At 64.0% G+C, this 15,470-nt stretch carries 17 protein-coding genes; 5 read left to right on the forward strand and 12 right to left on the reverse strand.

Translation table 11 applies throughout. The features are described from left to right. Positions 1-78 precede the first annotated feature (78 nt). Both X773_RS47705 and X773_RS47710 read right to left on the reverse strand, forming a co-directional pair. Positions 79-978, reverse strand: coding sequence for a LysR family transcriptional regulator (locus X773_RS47705; protein WP_023675422.1), 900 nt, complete (start codon positions 976-978; stop codon positions 79-81). A 1-nt stretch (position 979) separates the two neighbouring features. Continuing rightward, positions 980-2,179: an amidase gene (locus X773_RS47710; RefSeq protein WP_023675423.1), complete on the reverse strand. Its 1,200-nt coding sequence runs from the start codon at positions 2,177-2,179 to the stop codon at positions 980-982. 562 nt (positions 2,180-2,741) lie between these two features. On the opposite strand from X773_RS47710, the gene odc2 reads away from it, so the two are divergent. After that, entirely contained in the window at positions 2,742-3,875 is a 1,134-nt protein-coding gene (odc2, locus tag X773_RS47715; protein ID WP_023675424.1) for an ornithine/lysine decarboxylase, read from the forward strand. A 282-nt stretch (positions 3,876-4,157) separates the two neighbouring features. Beyond that, positions 4,158-4,700: an N-acetyltransferase gene (locus tag X773_RS0137370; protein WP_031211378.1), complete on the forward strand. Its 543-nt coding sequence runs from the start codon at positions 4,158-4,160 to the stop codon at positions 4,698-4,700. Positions 4,701-4,755: 55 nt separating this feature from the next. Here X773_RS0137370 and X773_RS47720 read toward each other — a convergent pair whose 3' ends face one another. Next, positions 4,756-5,040, reverse strand: a complete 285-nt coding sequence (locus X773_RS47720) for an SCP2 sterol-binding domain-containing protein (RefSeq protein ID WP_023675426.1) — start codon at positions 5,038-5,040, stop codon at positions 4,756-4,758. 255 nt (positions 5,041-5,295) lie between these two features. Here X773_RS47720 and X773_RS47725 point away from each other — a divergent pair, with 255 nt between their 5' ends. Further along, positions 5,296-7,092, forward strand: a complete 1,797-nt coding sequence (locus tag X773_RS47725; protein WP_023675428.1) for a chloride channel protein — start codon at positions 5,296-5,298, stop codon at positions 7,090-7,092. Positions 7,093-7,165: 73 nt separating this feature from the next. Here the strand turns inward: X773_RS47725 and X773_RS47730 are convergent, their stop codons facing one another. Continuing rightward, positions 7,166-8,158 carry a nucleoside recognition domain-containing protein gene (locus tag X773_RS47730; RefSeq protein WP_023675429.1) on the reverse strand — a complete coding sequence of 331 codons (993 nt, stop codon included), beginning with the start codon at positions 8,156-8,158 and terminating at the stop codon, positions 7,166-7,168. Positions 8,159-8,276: 118 nt separating this feature from the next. Between X773_RS47730 and X773_RS47735 the strand changes: the two genes are divergently transcribed. Together X773_RS47735 and X773_RS47740 are read left to right on the forward strand one after the other, a co-directional pair. After that, entirely contained in the window at positions 8,277-8,729 is a 453-nt protein-coding gene (locus X773_RS47735) for an Lrp/AsnC family transcriptional regulator (protein WP_023675430.1), read from the forward strand. Between the two features lie 237 nt (positions 8,730-8,966). Continuing rightward, complete coding sequence (locus tag X773_RS47740) at positions 8,967-9,365, forward strand: GFA family protein (RefSeq protein WP_023675431.1); 399 nt, start codon at positions 8,967-8,969, stop codon at positions 9,363-9,365. Between the two features lie 90 nt (positions 9,366-9,455). On the opposite strand, the gene X773_RS47745 is transcribed toward X773_RS47740, so the two are convergent. The 8 genes from X773_RS47745 to X773_RS47780 all read right to left on the reverse strand — a co-directional run bounded on the left by X773_RS47745 (position 9,456) and on the right by X773_RS47780 (position 15,420). Continuing rightward, positions 9,456-10,019 carry a GNAT family N-acetyltransferase gene (locus X773_RS47745; protein WP_023675432.1) on the reverse strand — a complete coding sequence of 188 codons (564 nt, stop codon included), beginning with the start codon at positions 10,017-10,019 and terminating at the stop codon, positions 9,456-9,458. A gap of 199 nt (positions 10,020-10,218) precedes the next feature. Continuing rightward, positions 10,219-10,578, reverse strand: a complete 360-nt coding sequence (locus X773_RS74290; protein ID WP_084640975.1) for a GNAT family N-acetyltransferase — start codon at positions 10,576-10,578, stop codon at positions 10,219-10,221. A gap of 6 nt (positions 10,579-10,584) precedes the next feature. After that, a complete protein-coding gene (locus tag X773_RS47755) occupies positions 10,585-11,766 on the reverse strand; it encodes an arabinose transporter (protein WP_031211384.1) in 1,182 nt (393 codons plus the stop codon). A gap of 40 nt (positions 11,767-11,806) precedes the next feature. Next, entirely contained in the window at positions 11,807-12,241 is a 435-nt protein-coding gene (locus tag X773_RS47760; protein WP_245274637.1) for a lipocalin-like domain-containing protein, read from the reverse strand. A gap of 58 nt (positions 12,242-12,299) precedes the next feature. Next, on the reverse strand, positions 12,300-13,316 hold the full coding sequence (locus X773_RS47765) for a zinc-dependent alcohol dehydrogenase family protein (RefSeq protein ID WP_023675436.1): 1,017 nt from the start codon (positions 13,314-13,316) through the stop codon (positions 12,300-12,302). Positions 13,317-13,342: 26 nt separating this feature from the next. Then, complete coding sequence (locus X773_RS47770; RefSeq protein WP_023675437.1) at positions 13,343-13,738, reverse strand: cupin domain-containing protein; 396 nt, start codon at positions 13,736-13,738, stop codon at positions 13,343-13,345. A gap of 12 nt (positions 13,739-13,750) precedes the next feature. Continuing rightward, entirely contained in the window at positions 13,751-14,221 is a 471-nt protein-coding gene (locus X773_RS47775) for a cyclophilin-like fold protein (RefSeq protein ID WP_023675438.1), read from the reverse strand. A gap of 8 nt (positions 14,222-14,229) precedes the next feature. Continuing rightward, the gene (locus X773_RS47780; RefSeq protein ID WP_031211387.1) at positions 14,230-15,420 is read right to left on the reverse strand and encodes an MFS transporter; all 1,191 of its coding nucleotides are present in this window, start codon (positions 15,418-15,420) and stop codon (positions 14,230-14,232) included. Positions 15,421-15,470: the final 50 nt, after the last annotated feature.

Consider the following 15,470-nt stretch of genomic DNA (forward strand, 5'->3'; position numbering starts at 1 on the left):
GCGATTCAATCGGCTTCGGTGAATTGCCGACAGTTACCAGAAAGGGGGCGAAAATGGGACCGCAAGGCGGCTGAAAGCTCATGCGTTGTCCAGCGCCTTGAACCACTGCACCAGGAAATCGACAAAGACACGAACTTTTGCAGGCAGATAGCGCCGGTGCGGATAGACGGCGAAAATGCCGCCGCCGGGCAGAATGCGGTCATCCAGCGCAGTCACCAGCTTGCCGCTTTCGATGTCGGGCGCGGCGATGAAATCCGGCAGGATGGAAAATCCCAATCCAGCGACGGCGGCCGCCCTCGCCGCCATCGGGCTGTTGACCTCGATCGGGCCAGAGACCGAAACACTCACCGTATCGGCACCGTCGCCCTTGAACGGCCAGTTGGTGAGCCAGCGGCCATTGGTGTCGATGATGCAGGGCACGCGGGCAAGGTCTTGCGCCCTGACCGGCATGCCGTGCTTGGCGATCAGTTCGGGAGACGCGCAAAGCCGTACCGAAAATGGCGCCAGGCGCCTGGCGATCAGCGAGGAATTTTCCAGCCGCGAAATGCGCACCGCCAGATCGAAGCCCTCCTCGACCAGATCGACGAAACGGTCGTCGAGATGGATGTCGAGCACGATGTCGGGATGCTGCTTGGCGAAATCGATCAGCGACTGGCCGATCGGCGCGTCGGCAAACGTGCGCGGCGCCGACAGCTTGATCCTGCCGCGCACGTCGCCGGAGGATTCGCGCACCGCATCGGCAAGGCTGTCGACCTCGCGCACGATCTCCGAGGCGCGCCGGTAATAGGTGTGGCCGGCCTCGGTCAGGGAAAACTGCCTGGTGGTGCGGTTGAGCAGCAGCGCGCCGAGCTCGTCCTCCAGCTCGCGCACATATTTCGACAATAGCGCCTTCGAGCGGCCGATCTTGCGCGCCGCCGCCGAAAAGCCTTCGGCCTCGACCACGTCGATGAAGGCGCGCATGCGGGTCAGCGTATCCATGTCATGCGCCTCCTTGGTGGGCCGAAAGGATGCGGGCGGCCAGCGCAATCAGCTGCCGGTCGCGGTTCTTCGGGCCGAGCAGCGAAAGACCGAACGGCGCCCCGTCGACCTTGCCGAGCGGCAGCGTGATTTGCGGAAAGCCGGACAGGCCGGAAAGACACAGCAATCTCAGCGCGCGCTCGCGATAGGTCTGCAAATCGTCGAATGATGCGGCCTTGAGCGGCGCGGCACCCGGAACGGTCGGAAGCACAAGAACGCCGTCGTCGCCAAGCAGGCCGGCCAGTTCGAGGCGAAACGAACCGCGACGTTCCGTTTCGTGCTGCGCGGTTGCCGGGCCGACGGTCGCGCCATGCTCGAAGCGCTCCTTGACGCCGGGTCCCAGCATGCGGTCGCCGCCAGCGATCCAGGCGCCGTGGCTTTGCCAGGCTTCATAGCCTTGCAGCTTGCGGAAGCACCAATAAAGATCGTCAGTGGAATGCGACAGCGGGCCAACGCTGCGCGGCGCGCCCAGCACCGAAGCGACACTGCGGACCATGGCGCGATATTCCTCGGCCTCCAGCGGGCCGAGCACGAGGCTGTCCAGCGCGTCGAGGGCAAGAGGGCGTACCAGTTCGTGGCGGTGCGGATCGTCGCCGAGCAGCACCGTGCCGACCTTTTCGTAGGTGACGATATCCCTGGCAAACCAGCCGAACGTGTCCAGCGAAGGCGCCAGCGGCATGGCGCCGTCGAGCGAAATGCGGCCATGCGTGGTCCTGAGGCCGATCAGGCCGCAGAAGCTTGCCGGCGCACGGATCGAGCCGCCGGTGTCGGAGCCGGTGGCGATATCGGCCAGCCCGCCGGCGACTGCAGAAGCAGAACCCGAGGACGAGCCGCCGGTGACGCGGTCGGGTGCCGCCGGATTGATCGGCGATGGGAAATGCGCGTTCAGCCCCAGCAGGGAAAAGGCGAGTTCGTCGGTCTGCGTCTTGCCGACGAAGCGGGCGCCCGAATCAAGCAGCGTCTGGACGGCCGGCGCGGTGGCCGTGGCCGGCGAGGCTTCGCGGTATTTCTGCGGATTGCCGCAACCGGTGCGGTAGCCGGCGACGTCGAAGATATCCTTGACGGCCAACCGCAAGCCGGCAAGCGGGCCGGATTGCGCATTGGTAACAGGGACTTGATCAAGATCGAGAAAAGCGTTCAGCGGGCCGCGAGTGCCTGTCATGCGTTCGATATCCGGGTGTGCTTGCCGCAGCATTGTTCTTCTGGTCCCGCAGCATTGTTCGATGCCACAAATTTTACAACCTGCGATACGATTTTTATTGATTGTGAAATCTTTCGATCTTATATCGCGCTTGCCCAAAGTCGCACGTGCCTGTGGGTGTCCGCCGATCCTCGAATGGTGAGGGCAATCGGTAAGGTAACTGGAGCCAACCCCTCCAGTCGGTTTAGCGGCCAACCGCCAACCGAGGACACCTTGAAGCAACGACGGTGCGGGCCTTTCTGGTGTTCTGCCGGTCGTCCAAAGACCGGGGTTACTGAAGAGGCACACCTTCATTGCCGGCAGTGCGGACGGGTCTCCCATCCAAGCCAAGGCAGACAAAGCGAACCGAGGCCGGGCAAGGCCAAGGTTCACCGCCGCGAGACGGCGCTTCATGGTTCCGGGGTCTCCACCGGCTGGTTCCATGGATTTCCGTCCCGCCTTTGTCCACCGCGTGTTCGCGAGGCCGAGAGCCCGCGTCCGCAAGCCTTTGTGCGCGCCGAAAGGCGCTGATGGAGAGACCCCGATGGCTACCCAGCGCATCCTTGACTTTCTCGCCACCCGACGTCCGAACGGCCCGTGCCTCGTCGTCGACCTCGATGTCGTGCGCGACAATTTCCGCGCCTTCGAGAAGGCGCTTCCCGATTCCAAGATCTACTATGCGGTGAAAGCAAATCCGGCGCCGGAAATCCTGCGCCTGCTTGCTGCGATGGGCTCGTCCTTCGACACCGCTTCCGTTGCCGAAGTCGAGATGGCGATGGACGCCGGTGCGCCGGCGGACCGCATCTCCTTCGGCAACACCATCAAGAAGGAGCGCGACATCCAGCGCGCCTACCAGCTCGGCATCCGGCTGTTTGCGGTGGACTGCGTCGAGGAGGTCGAGAAGATCGCCCGCGTCGCTCCCGGCGCCCGTGTGTTCTGCCGCGTCCTGACCGACGGCGAGGGTGCCGAATGGCCGCTGTCGCGCAAGTTCGGCTGTGTGCCGGCGATGGCGGTCGACGTGCTGCGCCATGCCAGGGCGCTCGGCCTCGACGCCCATGGCGTATCATTCCATGTCGGCTCGCAGCAGACCGACCTGACCGCCTGGGATCGCGCGCTGGCCGACGCCAAGAAGGTGTTCGCGACGCTGGCCGACGAAGGCATCGTGCTGAAGATGGTCAATATGGGCGGCGGCTTCCCGACCCGCTATCTCAGGGATGTGCCGGTGGCGCAGGCCTATGGCCAGGCGATCTTCTCGGCGCTCAGGAAGCATTTCGGCAACGCCATCCCCGAGACGATCATCGAGCCGGGCCGCGGCATGGTCGGCAATGCCGGGGTGATCAAGTCGGAGGTCGTGCTGATCTCGAAGAAGGCCGATAACGACAATGTGCGCTGGGTGTTCCTCGACATCGGCAAGTTCGGCGGTCTTGCCGAGACCATGGACGAGGCGATCCGCTATCCGATCGTCACCGCGCATGACGGCAGCGAGACCGCGCCTTGCGTGCTCGCCGGCCCGACCTGCGATTCGGCCGACGTGATGTACGAAAAGACGCCGTACCCGCTGCCCTTATCGCTGACCATCGGCGACGAGGTGCTGATCGAGGGCACCGGCGCCTACACGACGACCTACGCCTCGGTCGCCTTCAACGGCTTCGAGCCTCTCCGATCCTACGTGATCTGAGGGCTTCGGCTTTCAGATCACCCGGTGCGGGCGACAGATCGTCCGCTTCGGTTCGCCTGTGGAACAGATCTCCGCTCGCCAGGGATTGCGGACATGGACATTGTAGATTTCATTGTTGAAGGCGCCGCAGGAATCTCCCCGCTCGAGGGGGAGATGTCGCCAAAGGCGACAGAGGGGGTCGCCGCGCGTGAAGCGCCGGCCTCCCACGGTCTAAGAGAGGTCGCAGCAGCCGAACCGACCCCCTCTGGCCGCTTCGCGGCCGTCTCCCCCTCGAGGGGGGAGATTGCTGGCGCCTTTGTCATCACTGCAGAAACCGCCGCCGACGTTGGCGCTCGCGAGGCTTTGCTCGATCGCGCCATGGGGCCGAAGCGCCGGAAGAAGTCGTCGGAAAAGCTGCGGCGCGGCCGCCGGCCTTCGGAGGGCCTGGCCTTTGTCGCGCGCGATGCGTCGGGCACTGTTGCCGGCACGGTGCGGCTGTGGGACGTGGTGCTGGGCGAGGGCGGCACGGCAGCTCTGCTGCTCGGCCCGCTTGCGGTCGACCCGGCGCTGAAAAATGCCGGCATCGGCTCGGCGCTGATGCGCCATGCGGTCACTGAGGCCGAGCGGCTTGGCCATGCGGCGATCCTGCTGGTCGGCGACGCGCCCTATTACGAGCGCTTCGGGTTTTCGGCCGCAAAGACCGGCTCGCTGGCCATGCCGGGGCCTTACGAGCGGCACCGCCTGCTGGCGCGGGAACTGGTTGTCGGCGCGCTCGACGGCGCGCAAGGCACGCTGAAGGCGGCAGGGCGCAAGCTGAAGGCGCAGGGGCTGCCGCTCGCTGCCTGATGGTTCGAAGCAAGCCGCCCGCCCATCGCGCGGCGGCTTGTTTCACCTCAAGTGCTCAGCCGATCAGTTGGCTGAGCGCCATGGCGACGCTCATGTCGCCTTCGACCTTTATCTTGCCGGACATGAAGGCCATGGTCGGGTTGAGATCGCCTGATATCAGCGAGTCCAAATCGTCGAGCGACAGCTTTATGGTGCAATCGGCCGGCGCATCGGTGGTCGATACATCGGCGCCGTCGATGACGACGACGCCGTCGCTGCCGGTGTCGAATTTCACGGAGCGATCGAACCCGGCACTCGCCACGCGCGACCTGATCTTGTCGGCAATCTCCTGAACGCTCATGGCGGTTCTCCTCGTCTCGTTGCGTTTGTCGCGCGCCGGCGCTTCGACCTGGCCGAAGTCGCATGCCTGGTTTTACAGCCACGGTCGCTGGCGCATATAGCTTTGGGTTGACGTTTACGTCAACGCGGTTCCCCGAGCTGAGGATGGGCTTTATCGCCGCAGCATCACGCGGGCATGACACCTCGGCGGCCTGCATGTTGCCATGCGATGTTGCCGAGGGTATCAGGCACCCACGAATATCGGCGAGCCGCCCCGGTGCTTTCCAGAAACGAACCGCCCAGAAACGAACCGCAAGTCTATGCCCGCCGGTTGCGCGCGGTGCTGATCAGATCGATCCCGCTGCTCGAGGCGCGCGGTATTGCCGTCGTCATTCTGGCTGCCCTGGTCGGGGTGATGGCGGGTGCGCTGGTCACCGGCATGAGCGGACTGGTGCAGGTCCTGCATGGGCTTATGTTCGGCGTTCAGCCCGGCGGTCGGCTTTCGGCGATGTTTTCGCTGCAAAGGCCGGAGCAGGCGCTGATACCGGCGATCGGCGGCATCCTGCTCGGGCTGACGGTGATCTGGCTGAGAAAGCGGAAGTTCCGCACGCCGGTCGATCCGATCGAAGCCAACGCGCTTTACGGCGGCCGCATGTCGCTGACCGACACCTTCATAATCGCCGGGCAGACGATGATCTCGAGCGGCTTCGGCGCTTCGGTCGGGCTCGAGGCCGGCTATACGCAGGTGGGTTCGGGCCTGGCGTCGCGGCTGGCGCGCTTGTTCAGGCTGCGCCGCAACGATGTCCGCATCCTCGTCGGCTGCGGTGCCGCCGGCGCGATCGCCGCCGCCTTCGACGCGCCGCTGACCGGCGCCTTCTACGGTTTCGAGCTAGTCATCGGCATCTACTCGGTCGCCAATGTTGCGCCGGTGATGGCCGCCGCGATCTCGGCCTCGCTGACCGCAGAGGTGTTCGGCGGCGTGCCGTTTCCGCTGGAGCTCGCCGGTCTGCCGCAGCTCACCGTCAGCCAGTATTTGCCGTTCATGCTGCTCGGGCTTCTGGGCGGCGGTGCTTCCATCGCCATCATGCATCTGGTGAGCCTGATCGAGCGCCTCTTTGCCCGGCTGTCGATCGACGCCTCGCTGCGCCCCGCCATCGGCGGCGTGATGGTCGGGCTGCTGGGGCTGGTCACGCCGCAGGTCCTGTCCAGCGGCCATGGCGCGCTGCACCGCGAATTCGCGATGAATTACGGGCTGGCCGTGGTGGCCAGCGTCTTCGTGCTGAAGCTGGCGGCCTCGGCGATCTCGCTCGGCTCCGGCTTCCGCGGCGGCTTGTTCTTTGCCTCGCTGTTTCTCGGCGCGCTGCTCGGCAAGATGTTTGCCGGCGCGATGGCATTCGTCTCGCCGGCGACCGGCATCGACCCTGCCGTCGCCGCCGTCGTCGGCATGACCTCGCTCGCCGTCGGCGTCGTCGGCGGCCCGTTGACGATGACCTTCCTGGCGCTGGAATCGACCCGCGACCTGACGCTGACCGGCGTGGTGCTGGCCGCCTCGCTCATGGCGGCGATCCTGGTGCGCGAAACGTTCGGCTATTCCTTCTCGACATGGCGCTTTCACCTGCGCGGCGAAACGATCCGCAGCGCCCATGATGTCGGCTGGATGCGCAGCCTGACTGTCGGCTCGATGATGCGAAAGGATGTCCGCACCATCGACGCCTCGACGACGCTTGCGGAATTCCGCAAGCAGGTGCCGCTCGGTGCCTCGCAGCGCGTCATCGCGGTTGACGCCGACCTGCATTATGTCGGCGTGCTGATCGTCGCCGAATTGCACAGCCATTTGTCGGATGACGAGATGCCGGTGCTGTCCTTCGCCAAATTCAGGGATGCGGTGCTGGTGCCGAGCATGAACGTGCAATCGGCGGCCGAGACCTTCCAGCGCGCCGGCGCCGAGGAATTGGCGGTGGTCGAGGATTTCACCGACCGCAAGGTGGTCGGGCTGTTGACCGAAGGCCACCTGATGCGGCGCTATGCCGAGGAACTCGACAAGGCGCGGCGCGATCTGTCGGGCGAGGGGTAGCCGCGTCCTGTCGCGATAGCGATGCGACACACATGTCGGCTGCTGCGTAAGGAGGGCTCACGTCAACGGCCCGCTAATCGCCGGCTCCGAAATCCGATTGCGCGAACTGCCTTCTTCCTTGTGGAAATGTCTTGAAGAAAAGAGCGTCGGGAACCGCCTTGATTACTTTTGCGATCACGGCGGTCGCGAGCACGGCAAACGCTAGGCGACCGAAAAGCACGCTCGTAACATCAGCGCCAAGTGTGACAACGACCAACGTATCCTCAATGAGGCTATGGGCAAAACCCATGAACACGCAGGCGAGGAATATCTGACGCGGCTCCGCGCTAGGCGTGCGCGCCTCGCGGATCAGCAGTCCTGCGCCATAGGAAATCCCGAGAAACAGGCCAACAGCGGCGAAAGGTACCGTCTGCTTTTCGATGCCGGCGAGCCGAAAGAGCGGTGCAAGCCCTCTGTTCATCCACTCCAAAATGCCCGACATCTTGAGAAGCTCGATCACCCAGCTCAGCGCAAGCAGAACAACGAGCATGATGCCCAGGGTTTTGAGCGTACCCAGGAGAAAGCCGCCCCAGTCGGTGCTTTCATTCGTCGGCATCCACGCTGGCTTCACCCGTCCTGACAGCCATCCGGTCACGGTGAATATCTGATGCAGAAGGACAGCAAAGACCAAACCCCCGCCAATACGAAGCGCCGCGGTGACCAGGAAGCTCGGCCCGGCCCTCTGAATGATCCGTTGCTCGATCGGAATGGCATGTGCAAACAGCAAGAGAGCCGAAAGAACCGTCATGTCGGCAGTGCTGAGCGCCGAAACCGGAACCAAGGTGAATACGATCACAAGCGCGCCCCAGATCCCGACCAGCAATCCCGTCAGCCAGGCAAAGGCGAGTTCAGGTGGCAACCCCACCTGCAACATGAGCGGGGAGAAGAACGGAGAAATCGCCTGGATGACGCCAAGGTCCTGCAGCAGCCGCGTGGCAATCGCAACCGGAACGATCACGCGAACCAGTTCCCAATAGATTTCAAGCGTCTCCAATGTCTTGCGATAGAAGGCGGCGCAAATTGCCATCATGCTGCTCCATCATTCCTGGAGCCGTCTGAGTAGCGTGAGACGCTTCGCATTTGTGGTCAAAGTTTGCGATTCCGTGCAATAAAATTGCAACGCACCGACGATGAGCGCGACCGACATGGACAAGATCGACAGAAGGCTTCTCAACCTGCTCCAGGATGATGCCTCACGAACTAACGCCAAACTGGCGGGGTTAGTCGGGCTTTCCCCTTCGAGCTGCCTGCGCCGCATACGACGACTGAAGAAGAGCGGTGTCATCAGCCGCGTTGTCGCGCTTCTCGCACCGGCAAAGGCTGGCCGGGGCTTGAAGGCGATCGTCGCCGTCGAACTGGAGCGTCATGGCGAGCAGTATATGAGGGACTTTCTCGAGTTGGCCGCTCAGGAACCGGCCGTCACTCAGGCCTACAGTGTGAGCGGCGAAACCGACGCCGTCCTCATGCTCCGCCTGACGGATATGGAAGAGTTCGATGCGCTGTGCGAGCGACTGTTCCGAGACCGAAGCAACGTCGCGCGATACCACACGATGTTCGTGATCCGAACGGCCAAGGAAGTGACCGCAATTCCACTGTAGTGTTCGGGTTGCGATAGACCTGCCAGGCCCTGAATTCAGCGGCCCGGCGGAGAAACTCTACGAACATTTCAATATGCCGAAAGGGGGTAGTGAAGGCAGCTTGGAGGCAACGCCTCGCGCACGCGAGGACAATCGCCAGCGCCGAATGTCGGAATTGGGCGCCAGCTCGACGCATTTCATGGCGCCTCCCTCACGCCCAGGCATGAAGCTGTCCTTGTTGGCTCAAGGAGAATTTGCATGCGTGGTCATTGCTTATGTGGCGCTATTGCCTTTGAAGTCGATGGCCCGGCACAGGCCTGCGTGGTCTGTCATTGTGAAAGTTGTCGGCGGCAATGTTCTGCGCCGATGACCTCCTATATTGGCGTCTTGAACGGCCAATGGCGATGGCTGGGCAAGCTACCGAAGGTATTCAACTCTTCTCCCGGTGTGGAAAGAACATTTTGCGATCACTGTGGTACGCCGCTGTCCTTCCGCTCAAAAAACATGTCTGATGTCATGCATTTTTTTGCGGCAGCGATGGAGGAGCCAGAAAAATTTGCACCTACGCTGCATGTCGCTTTTGAGGAGAAGCTCCCTTGGTTGAAACTCGCCGACAACCTGCCGACTCGTGTTGGGCCTGACTATACGAAAGACTAGGATCTGCTCGCATCGAGACATACGGTGGAAGCTGCGGACAGCATCCGGAAGCGAGATGATGCCTCCGTCCGTTCAAACGGCGGTCGAACATTATCGATCGCGGCTGCTCTCGATCTGCTTGAGCGGCAGCAGGTAGGCGATGATCTGCTGATCGCCGAGTGCTGGATCAAAGCCAATAATGTCGGAGGCGAAAAGGTCGTGGGCGGGGCGTCTCTCGAAGCCAAGGCTTTCATACAGCTTGTATGCAGACATCATGGACGAGGCAGTGTGAAGCGCAAGGCCGCCTGAGCCCTGCAGACGCGCTTGCATGACGCACCATTCGCAAAGCGCGCGGCCATATCCGCGGCCCTGTGACGAGGGAACAACCGCGAGAGTCCTGAGGCCTGCCAGCCCGGGCGGCCAGCCCATGCCGTCAAAGGCGGCATCGGCGTAGTAGGTGACCGTCCCGACGAGGCGTCCCTCGGCTTCGAGCACCGCGACGCTGGCTTTCGCCCATCGCCCCGCGACATCCCGCGCATCCTTGACGTAGGGCTCGAAGATGTGCGGTGCCAGAACGGGCCGTAACGATGCGAAAGCCTCTGAGACGAGCAACCCAATTCCATCCAGTTCCTGACGGCTTGCCAGGCGGACGCGTGGCTTGGATGCGATCTGCATGCATGTCCTCACTGCTCCAGTAATTCGACCGTATGTAGGGCTCCCTCCGGCTGGCTGGACTTCGCCCGGCTTCGGCCGTCGGCCGTATCCCGCAGCGCGATTCACCCGGAGAGGTTCGCTGCCACAATAATGACCGGTACCAAGATTCCAATGGACCTGAGCCGTCGAGCCGCGACGACGAGTTAATCGGCGGAGCACCTCAAACTTTCGGTAACAGTTTGCTCATGCTTATGCGCTCCTCGACCTCGTATCCGCACTTTCGGTAGAACCCAAGAACCGTCGAATTGGAAGCGACAATTTGGAGGTTGATCTTTATGCAACCAAGGCCGGCGAGCCGCCTTTCGGCCTCATGGATGAGGGCCTCGCCGATCCCTTTTTGGCGATGGGACTGCAAGGTAGCGATGCGCGATATCCACCCTCGATGGCCGTCATACCCGACCATGATCGATCCGACGACCTGATCGGCCTCAATCGCCACCAAAAGCAGGTTCGGCTGATGCCTCAGCTTCCCGCGAAGCGGGAGCGATCGTAGTTGCGCGACATCTCGAGCCCAGACTATCCGGCTCTATAGTGGAGCGTTACGGCGACCCAGCAGCAGAGCGATGCCCAACGCCGGAAGCGTCGCCGTCGCGACGGCGAAGAAGACGAATTGCAGCCCGGCCGACCCAGCGACCAAGCCGAGCGCCGGACTGCCGAAGCCGAGCGCCACGTCGAGGAAGACGGTGTAGAATCCCATGGCCAGGCCGCGGCTGCGTGGTGGAAGATGGCTTACGGCCTCGGCACCGAAACCGGGATAGACCAGCGAGTAGCCGAGACCAGTCAGGCCCGCTCCGATGGCGGCGAGAACGGGCCCGGGCGCAAGCCAGATCAGCATCAGCCCTGCCGCCTCGACCGCCACGAAGATCACGGCGACGCGCGCGCCCCCTAACCTGTCAGGCAGGTGGCCGAAGCACAGCCTTGCCGCGATCAGCGACGCGGCATAAGTGGTGAAGGGAAGCCAGACCGGCTGCCAGCCGCGTTCGGCAAAGAGCAGCGCGCCAAAGGACAGGATCGCGCCGTAGCCAAGGCTGCTGAAAGCAGCTCCGACGCCGGGAAGCCAGACCGCTTGCGCCACGCTCGTCCATGACTGTCGTGCGGCGCTCGCGGCGAGGCTGGTGCCACGCATAGGCAGGATGGCAAGCAGCGTCGCAAGCGGCAGGCCGACCGTCGCGAGTGCGATCGCGGCGAAGCCGCTCGTCCCGTAAAGCGCAGATCCGATCGGCGCGCCTAGCGCGAGTGCTGCGAACATCGCCGTGCCCACCCAGGCTATGACCTTTCCGGAGTTCTGTCCGCCCGCAAGGGAGAGGCCCCAGGCGACGCCGCCTGTGATGATGAAGCTCTCAGACGCGCCCAGTACCGCCCGGCCGGCGAAGAGCGCCGATGCGGACGCTACCGGCCGGTCGAGCAATGCCAGCGAGCCGAGGTAAATGAACCCCGCCAGGACAGCGGCAATGAGGCCGACGACGACGGCCCGCTTGCCGCCGTGCCCATCGGCATAATTTCCGGCTCCAATGCGCGACAGCATCGAGGCGACGAACTGGCTGCCCGTCACCACCCCGACTGCGAAGGGGCCGAAGCCGAGCTGCTGGTGAAGATGCAGCGGCAGGACGGGTAGCGCCAAGCCGATCAGGAGGAAGCCGGCGAAGACAGCCGCCATGATTGGCACCAGTTCCGCCATCGCGCCATTTCGGTCAGAAGTCCGCGCCATTGTGGCCACCGATAACACGTTGACAGCCGGGCTGTTCCGATCAGTAACGTTCGTAGGTCACGCGCCAGCCTTCGGCCGGATTGTCCGGCGTCAGGACCAGTTTGTTGTCCGAGACTTCGAATTTGCGTTTCATGCTCTTCCCGACAAGGTTGCGGACCAGGGAGGATTCGATCGTGATGACGAAGGTCTTGTCCTGGTCGTTGATGGCGACCGGCCCGTAATAGGCTTCGTAGCCATTCGCCGTGTAAAGCGTGTCCGGCGCCTTAGCGTCGGGGTTCTGGGCCTGCACCGAGAGGGTGCCGGCCTCGGTGAAGATGACCTGGCCGGAATATGGCACGGGCTTGAGGTTTCCCTCGGCACCGGCCTCGAGCGACCTCATGCGCCATGCGCCGATGATCGGGGACTCTTGAGAGAAAGCCGGCGTGGCGACCGAAAGCGCAAGCGCAAGGGCGGCGATCTTCAATCTCATCGTCATATGTCGTTGTTCCTTTTCTGGTTTGTGGGTGCGGACAGGCCGTCCGCCCAATCTTCGCTTACACCGAAAGCATGACCTTGATGGCGCGCCGCTCGTCCATGGCGCGGTAGCCTTCAGCGACCTCGGCCAACGGCAGCTTGAGGTCGAAGACCTTGCCGGGCTTGATCCTGCCCTTGAGCACACGGTCCATGAGGTCGGGCAGGAAGCGGCGCACCGGCGCGGGGCCGCCCAGCATGCGCTTCTGGCCGAAGAAGAGATTCTGGCCATCGAAGCTCACGCCATGCGGCACGCCGACATAGCCGATGGTGCCGCCGGGGCGAGAGCAGGCCAGCGCCTGGTCGAAGGATTCCGCCGTGCCAACGCATTCCAGCACCGAGTCCGCGCCGACGTCCTTAGTGAGCCCTTTGATCCGGGCCACACCTTCCTCGCCGCGCTCAGCGACGATGTCGGTCGCGCCGAATTCGCGGGCGAGTTTTTGGCGGCTGGCGTGCCGGCTCATGGCGATGATGCGCTCGGCGCCCATCTCCTTGGCCGCAAGCACGCCCATCAGGCCGACCGCACCGTCGCCGACCACCACCACCGTCGATCCTTCTCGGACCTCGGCTGCGTCGGCCGCATACCAGCCGGTGCCGAGCACATCGGACACAGCCAGCAGGTCAGGGATGAGTTCGGCCGGCGGCACCTCGGCGGTGGCGACCAGTGTGCCATCCGCCAACGGCACGCGGGCGTAAGGCGCCTGCGCGCCCGACATGAACTCGCGCTGCACACAGGACGACTGGAAGCCGAAGCGGCAATGCGGGCAGGTATTGTCGGAGAGGCAGAACGAGCCGACGACGAACTGGCCGGGACGGACCGTGCGCACCTCTGCGCCGACCTCGACGACGATGCCACAATATTCGTGGCCCATATGCATCGGGCCGTTGACCGGCTGCAGCCCGCGATAGGGCCACAGGTCCGAGCCGCAGATGCAGCTCGCCGAGAGCTTGATGATAGCATCCGTCGGGCGAAGGATCCTTGGGTCTTCGACTTCCTCGCAGCGGATGTCGCCGGGCTTATGAAGAACGGTTGCGAGCATTTTGCTTTCCTTTCGTTCAATCGATGTCAGGCGCCGTAGTCGGCGTCGCTGACGTGTTCCAGCCAGTCCACCACCTTGCCGTCTTTGACCTCCTGGAGGGCAATGTGGATCATGGCCGTCTCGGGTGAGGCACCGTGCCCATGCTTCTCGCCGGGTGCGAACCAGACAACGTCACCGAGACGGATCTCCTCGACCGGCCCGCCCTCGCTCTGAACGAGGCCGAGGCCGGAGACGACGATCAACGTCTGTCCAAGCGGATGCGTGTGCCAGGCGGTGCGGGCGCCCGGCTCGAACGTCACCTGCGCGCCCTGCACGCGCGCGGCGTCGAACGGGTTGAACAGCGGATCGATGCGGACCGTGCCGGTGAACCAGTCGGAAGGCCCGTTGCCAGACGGCCTGGTGCCTGCGCGAAGAATATCCATGGTGATCTCCTGTCAGATGCGTTCGATGCGAAGCGGGAACTTGCCGCTTACGTGTAGGGCCTCTTCGCCCGCGTCGAAGCGGCCGAGCCTGATCAGCCCGGGATGGCGGTAGTCGGCGTAGAACATGGCCAGATTGCCCCAGGGCATGAAATAGCAAAGGTCGTATGGCCGCTCGTTGCCGAACGGGCCGCTGCCCTCCTCCGTCAGCTTGCGCGGCAGATAGGCAATCTTCTCGTTATGCGCGTAGTCGTCGATGGTGAGATCGAGCGGCAGCATGGTGAAGAAGTCGCGCGCCGACGGATTGTCGTAGAGCGTGGCGGTCATGGTCCGGCCATTGAAAATCATCTTGATCTTCATGTCGGTGGGCTCCTGGCTGCCTGGGTCGCTGCCCTGCTGGCTGCGGGCGGCCCGCGGCAGGACCGTTGCCGCGAGCGCGCCGCCGAGCAACGCGCGGCGGCTGAGGTCCGGACGGTCGATCGTCATGGCTGCCGTCATGGCTGCGACCTCCGGGCCAAATGCGATGCTGCAAAGGCGGCGAGCGCCGATCCACAGAGCAGCACCGCGCCGAAAATGAATGCACCCCACCAGCCGACCGTATCGAAGAGCGTGCCGCCGATCGCGGCGCCGCCTGTAATGGCGAGCTGGATGACTGCCACCTGCAGCCCGCCGCCGGCCTCTGCGTCGTCCGGCAACGTCCGGCTGAGCCACGTGCCCCAGCCAACGGGCGCGGCCGTGCCGAAGAAGCCCCAGGCAACGAGCAGCAGCGCTGTGGGAACCGGCAAGGCACCGAGGGCGATGAGCGCAGCTGCCAGCGCGGCCATGACCAGCGGGATGACGATGAGGATGCTGAACAGGCGCGTGCGCAAAAGCCGGCCTATGCAGAGGGTGCCGAGCACCCCGGCCAGCCCCATCGCCAGCAGGATCGCCGAAAGCGCGGCGATGTCGACCCTAGTGACGCTCTCGAGGAAGGGCCGCAGATAGGTGAAGAGCGCGAACTGGCCCATGAACAGCATCATGATCGACGCCATGCCGGTGGCGACAGGAAGACGGCCGAGGAGCGCCAGCGGATTGCCTGGACGCTTCCTCCGGCGCGGGGGCAGCGCCGGCAGGCTTGTCCACTGCCAGACCAGCGCCAGGAGCCCAAGCGGCACGACGAGGAAGAAAGCGCCGCGCCAGCCGACATAGGCGCCAAGAAAACTGCCCAGCGGCGCGGCGATGGTGGCCGCAATGGCATTGCCAGCGTTTAGCATGGCGAGACCCTTCGGAACCATGTCTTGCGGCACGAGGCGCATGACGATCGCGGTCGACATCGACCAGAACCCGCCGATCGCGATGCCGAGCAGCGCCCGGCCGACCATGAGGAACGCGTAGTTCGGCGCGAAGGTGACAGTGAGCCCGGACACGATGAGGAGAAGGGTGAAGCCGGTCACGACCAGTCGGCGGTCGATCCGGCGCGTGAGGCCGGCGACCAGCAGGCTGGTCACGACGGCGAAAGCGCCCGAAATCGAGATCGCCTGTCCCGTGCGGCCCTCGGTGATGCCGAGATCGGCCGCTAGCGGCGACAGCAGGCTGACCGGCATGAATTCCGACGCGATGAGCACGGAAACACACAGAGCCATCGACAGCACCGCGCCCCATGCGGCGCGGTCTTCGACAAGCCTTGTGTCGTAGGTCGTTTCCATAATTGGCATCCTTGCAAGGCGACGGGGGTGGATCAGCCGCCCATCCCCGT

Origin of the sequence: Mesorhizobium sp. LSJC280B00, assembly GCF_000502835.1 — a bacterium.
GTDB lineage: Bacteria > Pseudomonadota > Alphaproteobacteria > Rhizobiales > Rhizobiaceae > Mesorhizobium.